Source organism: Pseudonocardia pini, assembly GCF_013870575.1.
Taxonomy (GTDB): Bacteria; Actinomycetota; Actinomycetes; order Mycobacteriales; family Pseudonocardiaceae; genus Pseudonocardia; species Pseudonocardia pini.
Map to the genome: position 1 here is coordinate 1 of NZ_JACBXB010000074.1, position 12,368 is coordinate 12,368.

The 12,368-nt window shown below is 72.3% G+C and carries 10 protein-coding genes and 1 pseudogene; all 11 read left to right on the top strand.

Annotated features, from left to right (window positions below; translation table 11 throughout):
• The coding region (locus H5J29_RS07255) for a peptidylprolyl isomerase (protein ID WP_181780142.1) at positions 1 to 1,035 on the top strand (1,035 nt) is incomplete at its 5' end.
• 400 nt (positions 1,036 to 1,435) lie between these two features.
• Complete coding sequence (locus tag H5J29_RS07260) at positions 1,436 to 2,230, top strand: MlaE family ABC transporter permease (protein WP_220187091.1); 795 nt, start codon at positions 1,436 to 1,438, stop codon at positions 2,228 to 2,230.
• On the top strand, positions 2,227 to 3,105 hold the full coding sequence (locus H5J29_RS07265) for an ABC transporter permease (RefSeq protein WP_181780143.1): 879 nt from the start codon (positions 2,227 to 2,229) through the stop codon (positions 3,103 to 3,105). Before H5J29_RS07260 ends, H5J29_RS07265 begins: the two co-directional genes overlap by 4 nt.
• Positions 3,102 to 4,376, top strand: coding sequence for an MlaD family protein (locus H5J29_RS07270; RefSeq protein WP_312858106.1), 1,275 nt, complete (start codon positions 3,102 to 3,104; stop codon positions 4,374 to 4,376). The genes H5J29_RS07265 and H5J29_RS07270 overlap by 4 nt, the downstream gene beginning before the upstream one ends.
• Positions 4,373 to 5,758, top strand: a complete 1,386-nt coding sequence (locus H5J29_RS07275; RefSeq protein WP_181780144.1) for an MlaD family protein — start codon at positions 4,373 to 4,375, stop codon at positions 5,756 to 5,758. The genes H5J29_RS07270 and H5J29_RS07275 overlap by 4 nt, the downstream gene beginning before the upstream one ends.
• Position 5,759: 1 nt before the next feature.
• The gene (locus H5J29_RS07280) at positions 5,760 to 7,115 is read left to right on the top strand and encodes an MlaD family protein (protein WP_181780145.1); all 1,356 of its coding nucleotides are present in this window, start codon (positions 5,760 to 5,762) and stop codon (positions 7,113 to 7,115) included.
• Complete coding sequence (locus tag H5J29_RS07285) at positions 7,112 to 8,575, top strand: MlaD family protein (RefSeq protein ID WP_181780146.1); 1,464 nt, start codon at positions 7,112 to 7,114, stop codon at positions 8,573 to 8,575. Before H5J29_RS07280 ends, H5J29_RS07285 begins: the two co-directional genes overlap by 4 nt.
• On the top strand, positions 8,572 to 9,942 hold the full coding sequence (locus H5J29_RS07290) for an MlaD family protein (protein WP_181780147.1): 1,371 nt from the start codon (positions 8,572 to 8,574) through the stop codon (positions 9,940 to 9,942). Before H5J29_RS07285 ends, H5J29_RS07290 begins: the two co-directional genes overlap by 4 nt.
• A gap of 2 nt (positions 9,943 to 9,944) precedes the next feature.
• The gene (locus H5J29_RS07295) at positions 9,945 to 11,237 is read left to right on the top strand and encodes an MlaD family protein (protein WP_181780148.1); all 1,293 of its coding nucleotides are present in this window, start codon (positions 9,945 to 9,947) and stop codon (positions 11,235 to 11,237) included.
• Between the two features lie 90 nt (positions 11,238 to 11,327).
• Entirely contained in the window at positions 11,328 to 11,534 is a 207-nt protein-coding gene (locus H5J29_RS07300; protein ID WP_181780149.1) for a hypothetical protein, read from the top strand.
• Between the two features lie 38 nt (positions 11,535 to 11,572).
• Positions 11,573 to 12,368, top strand: a pseudogene (locus tag H5J29_RS07305) (hypothetical protein); the annotation flags it as partial.

Consider the following 12,368-nt stretch of genomic DNA (forward strand, 5'->3'; position numbering starts at 1 on the left):
TCCCGGCGGGGCCGGCTCGTGCTCGCCGTCGTGCTGGGGGTGATCCTCGTGGCCGGGGGCGCCGCGACCTGGTGGGCGACCTCCCGCCTGCCGGACGGGGTGGCCTACCGGGTCGACGGAGTCGATGTCACCGGTGCGGACGTCGACCGCGAGGTGGAGACCCTGGGTGTGCTCTACGGGCTCCGCGCGCCGGAGGACCCCGCCGCGCGGGACGCGTTCCGCCGTGACGCCGCCAAGACCTCCGCGCTCGGCCGGGTGCTCGACCGGGCCGCGGCGGACCGCGACATCGTGATAGCCGAGCGCAGCTCCCGCGACGTCCTCGACCGCAACATCGAGCAGTACTTCGGTCGCGGCGAGGCGGCGCGTGCCGCGTTCGCCGCGTCCCTCGCCGCCGCGGGCACGACCGAGGAGGACGTGCTCGGCGAGATCGGCAGGCAGGCCGCGCTGACCCGGCTGTTCGACGACGTCGTCCGCGACGTGCAGCCGCCCTCGGACGCCGCGGTGGCGGAGGCGTTCGAGGAGCGCCGCGACTCCCTCGCGACGCCGGAGCGACGGGCGTTGAGCACCATCGTCGTGGCGGACCGCCCCGCCGCGGACGCGGTCGTCTCCGAGCTGCGGGCGGGCAGGCCGTTCGCCGACGTCGCCCGCGAGCGCAGCGCCGACGGCGCTACCCGCGACGCCGGTGGCGCGCTGGGCACCCTCGCCGCGGTCCAGCTCGAGAGGTCCTTCGCCGACGCGGCCTTCGCCGTGCCCCTGGGGGAGGTCTTCGGCCCGGTGCAGACCCGGTTCGGCTGGAACGTCGGGATCGTGACCGGGATCGAGCCGGCCCGGCCCGCGGTCCTGGACCGGATCGAGGAGCCGTTCCGCGCGCAGCTGCAGGCCGAGGAGAAGGGCCGGAGGTGGCAGGACTTCCTGGTCGACCGACTCGCGGCGGCCGACGTGCGCTACTCCGCCGAGTACGAGCCCGCCGAACCCGACACGCTGCCCGAGATGCCCGTCGGGGCCACCCCCGCCACCGCCGGGCCGACCCGATGAGACCGGTCGCGGAGAGTCCCCTCCCGGGAGAGGTCCCGTCCCCCTCGCAGGAAGGAGGAGGACTCCTCCTGGAGGGGATGCCCGGCGCCGCCTGCCTCGTCATACTGCCGTCACACGTTCAGAGCAACGACCTCGTCGGCTCTGAGTCGAAGACATCCGGTGGCCGCGCAGCTCCCCGCTTCGCGACGGCCCACCGAGGTGGCTCGTCGAGCCGCCGTCCCCAGCCCGCGGTCGTCGGACGACCCGCCGAGCAGAACGAGTTGAGGTTCATGAGGGATCTTCCGAGCGACCGGCGCATGGCGCCGGAGCGGCCCGGCGGCGTCCGGGTGCGCGAGCGCGTCGAGGCCCGGCCGTGAGCGGCGGGGCCGTGCTGACAGCCCCCCAGCCCCCCAGGAAGAGCGTGCTGGGCGCTGTGCCGAGCGCGTTGCTGGCACCGGTCGTGACGATCGGCCAGACGTTCACGCTGATGTTCGCGGTCATCAAGACGGCCGTGCAGAACCCCGTCGGGTACTGGCGCGACACGTTCGAAGAGATGTACTCGATGTACCGGTTCTGCTGGCTGCCGACCTTCGTCTGCGCCGGCACCTTCGGCTTCCTCATCGGCAACTTCGCGTACAACTTCCTGCGGCTGGCGGGCGGCGGCAACCGCCTGGGAACCTTCTTCACCTACGCGATGGCCCGCGAGATCGCACCCTTCACGACGGGCATGGCGGTCGCCGGTGTGATGGGTACGGCGATGTGTGCCGACCTGGGAGCCCGCAAGGTGCGCGAGGAGCTCGACGCGCTGCGGGTGCTCGGGGTCGACATCGTCCGCACGCTGGTCCTACCGCGGGTCATCTCGATCATCATGATGTGCACGGCCTTCAACCTGCTGACGATCGGGATCGGCACGCTGATGGCGCTGATCTCCGCCAGCGTGGTCGGTGACACCTCGCCCGGTGCCTTCTTCGGCCTGCTGTTGGCGAACTTCACCGCGCCGGAGATGGCGGGGTCGGTGATCAAGATGGCGGTCATCGGCCTGTTCATCGGCGTGGTCTGCGCCCAGAAGGGCCTCAACGCCGGCGGCGGCGCGGAGGGCGTCGGCAGGGCCGTCAACCAGGCGGTCGTGCTGTGCTTCGCCGCCACCTGGATCTTCGACTTCCTCGGCAACATGGTCCTCCTGGGCATGTTCCCCGAAGTTCTGATCAACCGATGAAGGGCGAGGTTCCGGTGACGGTCCAGGACACGTCGGGCACCGAGCCCGCGGAGAAGGTGACGAGCGGCAGGGGCGCCGGGGCAGGCGGCCTCGGCGGGTACAGCAGCGACCGATCGCTGCTCGCGGACGCGGGCGAGATCGGCCGCTTCCTGCCCAAGGCCCTGCTGGCGGTGCCGATGGCGCTGCGCTACCCGGTCGACGTGCTGCGGCAGATCGGCATCCTGATCACCTCCAGCGCGGCGATCATCATCTTCATGGAGCTGCTCATCGCGGCGGAGATCTCACTGGAGGGGCACTACGTCCTCTCCCAGCTCGGCGCCACCAGCTACGTGGGGCTGTTCTCGGTCGTCACCGACTACACGGTGCAGGCGGTGATGTGGGGCTGGATCCTCGGCGCGAAGGTCGGCTGCGGCCTCGTCGCCGAGCTCGGCTCGATGCGGATCAACGACGAGATCGACGCGCTCGAGGTCATGGGGGTCGACTCCAAGGCCTACCTGGTCGGCACCCGCATCCTGGCGCTGATGATCGTCACGCCGTTCCTGTTCGTGCTCGCGACCGGGATCATGTACATCACCAACTACGTGGTGAACGTGCACGTGTTCCAGAGCGTCTCGCCCGGTGGCTTCATCGGGGTGCACTTCAGCTTCCTGACCAGGATGGACATCATCCTGTCGATGGTCGAGGCCTTCGTCATCTCGGTCCTCATCGGCGTCACCGCCTGCTACTACGGCTACAACGCCAAGGGTGGCTCGGTGGGTGTCGGGCAGAACACGGCACGCTCCGAGATCATCGCCCTGGTCATCACCGGCGTCGTCGGGGTCATCGGCGCGCAGCTGTTCTTCACCGGCTTCGAGCGCGGACCGATCGCGCAGTGACCGCCGGGGGGATCGACGTGAAGACACCGGGCAAGCGGCTGGTCAAGGTCGGCGGCTGGATCCTGGTCGTGCTGCTGCTCGCCGCCTTCGTCTGGTCGCGGTGGCCGGGCGGCGACTACACCGTCAAGCTGGTGATGACCTCGGCGACCCAGCTGGTCTACGGCTCGCCGGTGCTCGTCAACGGCTTCGAGGCGGGCAACGTCACCGGGATCGAGGTGCGCAACGGCAAGGCCGTCGTCACCGTCGGTCTCGACGACACCCACGCCCCGCTGCGGGACGGGACGACCGGGCACATCGAGTGGAGCTCGACGCTCGGCGAGCGGTTCCTGACGCTCGACCCCGGACCCGCGGAGAACCCGGAGATGCCGGACGGGGCGATGTTCGAGGCGGAGATCAGCCAGGTCGAGGTCGACGAGGTGCTCGCCGCCCTGGACGAGCCGACCCGTGTCGAGCTGTCGTCGCTGATCGCACAGCTCGACTCCACAGTGGACGGCAGCCAGGACGACCTCAACGCGACCCTGCGCAGCGCGGGCCCGGCGGTGGGCGCGCTCGGCGAGGTGCTCGGTGCGGTCGGGCGAGACGGCGAGGCGATCAAGCAGGTCGTCACGCAGCTGCGCGACCTGGTCGAGACGGCGACGGAGCGGCAGGAGGCGGTGCGCGGGACCGTCGAGGGGCTCACCACGTTCTCCTCGACGGTCGCCGCCCAGCAGCAGGCCCTCAGCGACAGCCTCGCGGAGCTGCCCTCCACCCTGCACACCGCCGACGGGACACTGAAGAAGGTGCCCGAGGCCGGTGCGTCGGCGACGGAGCTGCTGCAGGACCTGCAGCCGGGCACCGCGCAGCTGACGGAGACCGCGCGCAACCTGAGCCCGGTGCTGCAGGACCTGCGGCCCGCGGTCGGCAGGCTCCGCCCGACGCTCGAGGCGGCGCAGGCGCTGCTCGGTCGCACACCCGGTCTGCTGGACACCGTGCACGGCACGTTCCCCCAGGCCACCGAGACGCTCGAGGCCTACCAGCCCGCCGTCGGGTTCCTCCGGCCGTACACGCCGGAGCTCGTCGGCTGGTTCTACAACTGGGGCATGAACTTCTCGATCTACGACTCGCAGGGCCACCTGTGGGCGGCGATCCTCGGCAACGTCGGGCCGCTCGCGAACAACGAGAGCCTGGTGACCCCGCCGCCGATCGAGAAGGAGTCCGAGCCGGTGCCCGGCTCGGCGGTCGGGCAGCCGTGGGACGGCGCCCATGACGCGACGGGGAGCCCGATCGGATGACCAGCACAGTCACGTCACGCCTGCGGCGGCTCGCCGTCGTGGCCGTGGCCGCCGCCATCGTGGTCGGCGTCGTCCTCGTGACCGGCGACGACTCCGACGAGGTGCGCCTGACCGCCGTCTTCACCGACGCCAACCCGCTGCAGGAGGGCAACCTCGTCAAGTCGGCGGGCGTGGACGTCGGGACGGTGGAGTCGGTGGCCGTCGAGGACGGGCAGGCCCACGTGGTGCTGCTGCTCGACGAGGAGGTGCTGCCGCTCCACGAGGACGCCTCCGCGACGATCATCGACAAGGACCTCCTCGGTGAGCGGTACGTCGGCCTGGACCGCGGCACCGCCTCCTCCCCGACGCTGAGCGAACCCATGGCCATCGGTCCCGACCGGACCCGGCGGGTGGTGGACCTGCAGGACGTGCTGAACACGGTCGACGCGCCCACCGGCACGGCACTGTCCTCCCTGGTCAGCACCCTCGGCGAGGGGGTCGGGACGAACGACCGCGAGGTCGCGGCGGCCATCGAGGCCCTCGCCCCCGCCATGCACCAGGCGCAGGGCCTGGCCGAGCTCCTCGGTGACCAGAACGAGCTGCTGACGGACCTGGTCGACAGCGTCGAGCCGGTCGTCGGGGCGGCAGCGGACGAGCGGGGCAGGAGCCTCGACCAGCTCGTCGGCACCACCACCCAGACCCTCTCGGTGGTGGCGGAGAACCGTCAGGCCGTCCGGGACACCCTGGTCCAGCTGCCGACGACGCTCGGCAGCGCACGGGACCGGCTCGCCCAGGTCGCCGGGGTGTCCGACTCCGCGACGCGGACGCTCGGCTCCCTGCGTCCGGTCACCGACGACCTGACCGACATCAGCCGCGAGCTGCAGCGCTTCGCGGACGCGGCGGACCCCGCGCTCGCCTCGCTGCCGCCGGTGCTGGACAAGGGCAACGCCCTGCTCGACGAGCTCGGCCCGCTCGTCGACACCCTGCAGCCCGCGGGATCGGACCTGCGAGCGGTGTCGTCCTCCGCCCGCACCCTCTCCGAGACCGCCCTGAGCCTGCGCCTGGTCGACCTCATGGAGTTCATGAAGGGGTGGGCCATGGCGACCAGCGACTACGACGCGATCAGCCACTACTTCAAGGCCGTCACGCCGTACTCGCTGCAGCCGGCCTCGGAGGTGGCGCTCGGACCGATCCCGGGCGCCCCCGACAACCCGCTCGAGAACGTCAAGCCGCCGGAGGGCCCCGGACGGCTGCCGCTGCCCGGCCGCCCCGGCGACTCCGAGGAACCGCAGCCCACCCAGCCCAGCGGAGAGGTCGCCTCTCCGGCGCAGGACAGCGCCACCGGGCTCAACCCCACCCAGGAGCAGAACATGGTCGACCAGTTGCTCGGCGGGGGCCGGTGACATGGCGAAGGTGAAACCCGAGATCAGGGACCGCAAGCGCGCGTTCGTCGTCGGGATCGGCGGGCTGGTGTTCGTCGGGTTCGTGCTCTACTTCGCGTTCAACTCGCTCGCGGGGGTGCCGTTCGTCCCGCGCGGCTACGTCAAGGCCGCCTTCGACAACGTCGACTCGCTGCAGGTCCGGGACCTGGTGCGGCAGAACAGCAAGCGGATCGGCTCGGTCGACTCGATCGAGTTCGAGGACGGCGAGGCCGTCGTCACGATGAAGCTCGACGACAGCGGCTACCAGGCGTTCTCCGACGCGTCCGCCGTCATCTGGGACCAGTCGGCACTGGGGACGAAGTTCGTCGAGCTGCAGCCGGGCACGCCCGCCGCGGGCCCGCTCGGCGAGGACGAGGTCATCGGACAGACGTCGAGGACCAGCACCGAGTCGTCCGCGGACCTCTACCAGGTCCTCGACACCCTCGACCCCGACACCAGGGCCTCCGCCCAGCGGATGCTCGGGGAGGTCGGCGCCGGGACCGTGGGCCACGCCGGTGACCTCACGGACTTCTTCCGGACCTCGCCGGACCTGCTCGGCGACCTCGGCACGGTGTCCGACGCGCTGACCTCCGACCAGGCGGACCTGCCCGCGCTGCTGCGCAGCGCGGACGACCTGGCGGGCCGCTTCGAGGGGCGGGCCCCCGAGATCGCGTCCCTGCTCCGGCAGACGAACGAGACGCTGCAGGCCGTGTCGGTGGACTCGGGCGGGGCGCTCGACGCGAGCCTGGAGCGGGCCCCGGCGACGGTCGCGCACCTGCAGACCGCGCTCGACGCGCTGGACGAGCCCCTGGGGCACACACAGTCCGCGGTGTCCACGCTGGAGCCCGGTGCGGCGTCGCTCGCCGCGGCCGAGAATGACCTGCGCGGCGTGCTCACCGAGAGCCCGCCGGTCCTCGACCGGGTGCCCGGCGTGGCCGACCTCGCGGAGCCCGCGGTGGAGGACCTCACCGACACCGTCGCCGACGCCCGGCCGCTCGCCGACCGGGTGGCCCAGGCCCTCGACGACGCGGAGACGCCGCTGTCGGTCCTGCAGCCCTACGGCCCCGAGATCGGACAGCTGTTCGTTCGGCTGGCCAGCTTCGTCTCGATGGGCGGCGCCGACGGCAACCGCTACGCCTACATCAACGCGAACGTGGGCGCCGACAGCGTGACCACGGGGCTCGTCGACTCCTGCAACGTCGCCCAGAACAACTACCCGAAGCCCGGCGAGGCCAGCTTCGACACGCTCAAGGAAGGCCTGCCGCCCGGTGTGCCGTGCCTGAACCAGGGCACCGACACCATCGTGCCGCTCGAGAACCTGATGGGAGGCCGGCGATGACACCCCTCCGGCTCCGCGGCCGCGCCAAGCGCAAGCCGTTGTCCGCGACCGCGCTGGGCGCAGTCGTGCTGGTCGTGACCGTGGTCATCGGCTACGCCGCGTTCCAGCGGGACTCGATCGACACGCTGTTGACCTTCGGCGAGTCCGTCGAGGCGGAGTTCCCCGCCGACTACAAGCTGATCTCCGACAGCGTGTACCGCAGCAACGTCAAGATCGCGGGCGTCGTCGTCGGGAAGGTGACCGAGGTCGAGGAGACCGAGGCCGGCACCGCGCTCGTGTCGATGGAGGTCGACGACGGCGTGCGGGAGAAGCTGGGGGACAAGCCGACCGCGTCGGTCCGGCCGACCCTGGTCATCGGCGGCATCAACTACGTGTCCCTGGCGCCCGGCGGCACCGGCGAGTTCGACGGGCGCATCCCGCTCGAGCGGACCGCGCTGCCGGTCGAGCTCGACAAGGTGCTGACCCCGTTGTCCACCCCGGAGGCCCAGGAGGGGCTGCGCACCACGGTCGGCCAGACCGATGCACTACTCGCCCGGGGCGGCACCGAGGCGCTCAAGGGCCTCGCGGCCGACGCGCCCGCCACCCTGCAGCCTGCGGGCGACGTCTTCGCCGCCCTGCGTGGCACCCAGCCCGCCACGGACCTGACCCTCGCGGTGAAGGGCCTGGAGTCCACCGCGTCCGCGTTCACCCGGCGCGAAGGCCAGTTCGCCTCGACCCTCGACTCGCTCGACCGGTCGACGTCCGCGCTGGCCGCGGGCAGCACCCCGCTCGCCGAGTCCATCTCGACCGGCGCGGAGACGCTGCGGGTGACCAGGGCGGGCCTGGAGGACCTCCGGCCCACCCTGGACAAGCTCACGGTCACCTCGCAGGACTTCCGTCCCGCGGCCCAGGAGCTCGCACCCTTCCTCGAGGAGTTCAACCCGGTCATCGAGCGGGCCCGGCCGGTCGTGAACGACCTGCGGGCCGTGCTCGACGACGCGCAGCCGGTGGTCGAGCACCTGGTGCCGGTGTCCGGCGAGGCGACCGACCTGCTCGACGACGTCCGCGGCCCGGTCCTGGACCGGCTCAACGGCCCGATCAAGGACGTCGTCTACTCGTCCTGGGCCGGCGAGGGCGTCTGGGAGGGCGGCGGATCGGAGAACCCGCTCTACAAGGAGCTCGGCTACCTCATCGCGGACGCGTCCGTGGTGTTCGACAGCCACGACGGCTCGGTCGCGCTCGGCAGGCTGCAGGCCGGTGCCGGGGCGAAGACCGTCGGCGGGGCGTCGTTCCCGATGAGCCTCGAGCAGTACCTGGAGCAGGTCGGGCTGCAGCAGCCGCCCGGACCGCAGGAGGGTCCGAACTCCGCGACGGGCCCGCGGGCGACCGGGCCGGTGCCCGACGTGCTCCCGCAGGTCGACCCGCAGGAGAGCTCCGGGAGCTCGCTGCTGGACCAGCCACTCCTGGGAGGCGAGCGATGAGCTCCTCGGTCAAGCGGGCCTGGGCCCGGGTCCGCTCGGTGCCCGGCCTCGGCCGCGACGTCACCGTGCTCAGCGTCCTGGTGGCGCTGGCGCTGGGGTCGGTCGTGGGCATCGAGTCCTACCTCGGCAAGAGCTACCCCTGGCAGGACGGGTTCGCGCTGCGGGCCGAGTTCGAGCAGGTTCCTGCGCTCAACCCGAGGTCCTCGCACTACGTGACGATCGCGGGGGTGTCGGTCGGTGAGATCAAGGGCGCCGAGCCCACCGCCGACGGCACCGCGGTGGTCGACATGAACATCCGCGCCGCGGACTACCGGGAGCCGATCTACAGCGACGCCACCGCGGTGCTGCGTGCCGAGACGGTGCTCAACGAGATGTACGTCGAGATCAACCCGGGGACCCCGGCGGCGGGCCCGATGGAGTCCGGCGGCACGATCCCGCTGGGTCGGACCGCGCGGCCGATCCAGGCCGACGAGGTCCTCGGGCACCTCGATGAGCGCACCCGGCAGGCGCTGTCGGACCTGTTCGTCGAGTCCGACGTGGCACTGGCTCGGGCCCCCGAGCTGCTGCCGGAGGGGCTGACCGCGACCGACGACACGGTCGTCGCGCTGCGTCCGGTGGCCGAGGCCCTGCAGACCCGGCGCGAGCGGATCGCGACACTGGTGACCTCGCTGTCGCAGGTCGCGCAGTCGGTCGGCGCCGACCAGGAGCGCACCGTCGCCCTGGCCGACGCCACCCACAGCGCCCTCGGCGTGCTCGCCGAGAGCGACGCGGAGCTGCGGGGCACGCTCGAGCAGCTGCCGGGCCTGAGCGGGGAGCTGCGCAACGCGCTGACCGGGACCCAGCGGCTGACCGAGCAGCTGGACCCGACCCTGGACAACCTGTCCGCGGCGTCCGAGGAGCTGCCCGCGGCACTGGGCAGGCTGGGGCAGACCTCGGCCCGCCTCGGCGAGGTCGTCGACAGCGCGGGTCCGTTCCTGGGCAAGGCCCGCCCCGTGGTCGCGAAGCTGAACCCGCTGGTGACCGACGTCGACGCGGCACTGGACGACCTCCTGCCGGTCACGAGCCCGCTCGCCGAGGACATCGCCATCGTGCAGGACTACCTCACCCCGATCCGGGCCTTCACCTACAACACCTCGTCGGTGTTCGGCACCCGGGACGGACAGGGCGGCATCATCCGCGGCCAGCTGGTGGTCTCCCTGCCGGACAACCAGATCCTCCCCGGGGGCGAGCCCCGCAACGACCCCGGTGCGCAGAACGGCCTCGAGCCCGGACCGGTGCCGGGCAAGACCCCGCCGCCTCCCGGTGACGACCTCCCGAACCAGGAGGGCGCCGACGGCGGCCTCCTCGGCCAGATCGGTGGACCCTGACCATGTCGATCCTGAAGAGCTTCGGCGCGCGGATGGTCACCCTGGCCATCGTCTTCGGCGTCGGCATCACGGTGGCGCTGTTCCTGATCAGTGGCTCGGAGTACTACGTCCCCGGCTTCGAGCCCAAGACCGAGTACACGCTCTCGGTCACGGTGCCGGACGTGGACAACCTGGTCCCGGCGAGTGAGGTGCGGGTCGCGGGCGTGCAGGTGGGCGAGGTGACCGCGATCGAGTCGACGCCGGAGGGCGCGGTCGTGACCCTCGGGATCGTCGCCCAGGGCGTGTACCCCCTGCACGAGGGCCTGAACATCCGGGTGAGCGAGAAGTCGCTGATCGGCGAGTACTACCTCGAGGTCACCGACGGCGCCGGTCCGGAGATCCCGGCCGAGACACACCTGCCGCCGGAGTCGGTCGAGCTCGGCGTCCAGCTCTACGACGTCTACCGGAGTCTCGACGAGGACACCCGCGCCGCGGCGGGCTCGCTGGTCCGCGGGCTCGACCAGAGCACGGTCGGCACGCGGGAGGGTGTCTCCGCGACGCTGGCGGGCCTGGGCTCGCTCGGCCGGGAGGGCCACACGGCCCTCGACGCCGTCGCGGCCCAGGGCGAGGACCTCAAGGCCCTCGCGCAGGACACCACGACGCTGCTGCGGGCGCTCGACACCGGGCAGGGTCGGATCGCGACCCTGGTGACCGAGGCCAACCGACTGACCGCCGCCACCGCGGGACAGCGGCCCGCGCTCGAGGACACGATGCGCACCCTGCCCGGGGTGCTCGACAGCGCCGACGCCGCCTCGGGTGCGTTGACGGACCTGTCGGGGGCGCTCAACCCGGTGGTGTCGGACCTCGACGAGGCCGCGCCGATGCTCACGGCGGCGTTGAACGAGCTGCCCGCCACGACGACGGACCTGCGGGGGCTGCTGCCGAGTCTCGACGGCACGCTCGGCAGCGCTCCGGACACCCTGGAGCGTGTCCCCACCCTGCGGGACGACGTCGGCGGGATCGTGCCCGCGGCGCGGGACATGGTGGCCGAGCTCAACCCGGTGCTGGCCTACGCTCGCCCCTACGGCCCCGAGCTCGCCGGCTTCTTCGCGAACTTCAACGCCGTCGTCGGCAATCGGGACAGCGTCGGGGTGCACTACGCCCGGATCGGCGCCTTCCTCAACGAGGAGACGCTGCAGAGCCCGGTCGACCTGGACGCCAAGGTGTACGAGAACCCGTACCCGGCTCCGGGCCTCGGGGCCGATCCCGGCCCGTTCACCGGCGTGTACCCGCGCATCGGCCCCGGCCCGCGCTAGTCGGGCCGGCCCCGGGGGAGCCCGGTGCCCACCCGTCACCGTCGACGGGTGGGTGCCGGTCGCCCCCTCACACTGCGAAAGGACCGAGCGATGCCGTGGTTCCTGCTCGTGACCGGACTGGTCACGCTCGCCATCGGGCTGTGGGCGGGACGCAACGCCCGGTCCCTGGTCCCGCGCGGGATGACCCGACGGGGGCGGCAGAGCCAGGAGGGCGTGCTGCTGCGCGGTGCGGTCACCCTGACGGTCCTCGGACTCGTCTTCGCCGGCTTCGGTGCCTACCTCCTGGTCCTGGTCTGAGGCCCGAACGTGACACCCGACTCCCGGAGGAACCGCTGATGCCCCCGTCACCGCGCTCCGCCCTCGCCGCCGCCCGTCGCGCCGGACCCCGCAGGACCATCGCCGCGGCCCTGGTGCTGCTCGTCGGCCTCACGGCCGCCGTGATCGGGCTCGCCAGGCTCCGCTCCGACACCGGCCCCGAGTCCTTCCTGCCCGCGGGGGACCCCACTCTGCAGGGCCTCTCCGAGGTGGCGAGCTCCTTCGGCGGCGACCCGATCGTCGCGCTGCTCGAGACCGACCAGCCCCGCAGGCTGCTCGGCCCGGACGAGCTGCCGAAGCTGGTGGCGCTCGAGGGGGAGCTCGCGCGCCTGCCCGACGTCGCGGCGGTCTACGGGCCGGGCACGATCCTGAACCAGGTCGCCCGCTCCACGAAGTCCTTCATCGCCTCTCTCGTCGGGCACCGGGACCGCGTCACCGCAGACGCCGAGCGGGACGCGCGGGGGCGCGGACTGTCCGAGCCCGAGGTGCAGGCGGCCGTGGCGTCGGCGGTCGGTGCGTTCGACGGCCGGTACGGCGCCCTGCTGGTGCGCGGCCTGCCCGCGGGGCTGCCGACGCTGCACAACCCCCAGTTCGTCGACCACATCGTGTTCGGGTCGGACAACCAGCCGAAGCCCAGCTTCCGGTACGTGGTGCCCGGCGACGGCGCCGTCGCGATCCTCGCCCGACCGCGCGAAGACCTCGACCAGGCGGGCACGGAACGGCTGGTCACCGCCGTGGAGGACGCCGTGGCCCGCCCCGAAGTGGTCCTCGAAGGTGGAGGCGAGGTAGGAGGTGCCCAGCACCACCTTGCGCACC

Coding starts and splice junctions, on each gene's coding strand:
- H5J29_RS07265 (WP_181780143.1), top strand. CDS start 2,227: ATGAAGGGCGAGGTTCCGGTGACGGTCCAGGACACGTCGGGCACCGAG.
- H5J29_RS07275 (WP_181780144.1), top strand. CDS start 4,373: ATGACCAGCACAGTCACGTCACGCCTGCGGCGGCTCGCCGTCGTGGCC.
- H5J29_RS07280 (WP_181780145.1), top strand. CDS start 5,760: ATGGCGAAGGTGAAACCCGAGATCAGGGACCGCAAGCGCGCGTTCGTC.
- H5J29_RS07285 (WP_181780146.1), top strand. CDS start 7,112: ATGACACCCCTCCGGCTCCGCGGCCGCGCCAAGCGCAAGCCGTTGTCC.
- H5J29_RS07290 (WP_181780147.1), top strand. CDS start 8,572: ATGAGCTCCTCGGTCAAGCGGGCCTGGGCCCGGGTCCGCTCGGTGCCC.
- H5J29_RS07295 (WP_181780148.1), top strand. CDS start 9,945: ATGTCGATCCTGAAGAGCTTCGGCGCGCGGATGGTCACCCTGGCCATC.
- H5J29_RS07300 (WP_181780149.1), top strand. CDS start 11,328: ATGCCGTGGTTCCTGCTCGTGACCGGACTGGTCACGCTCGCCATCGGG.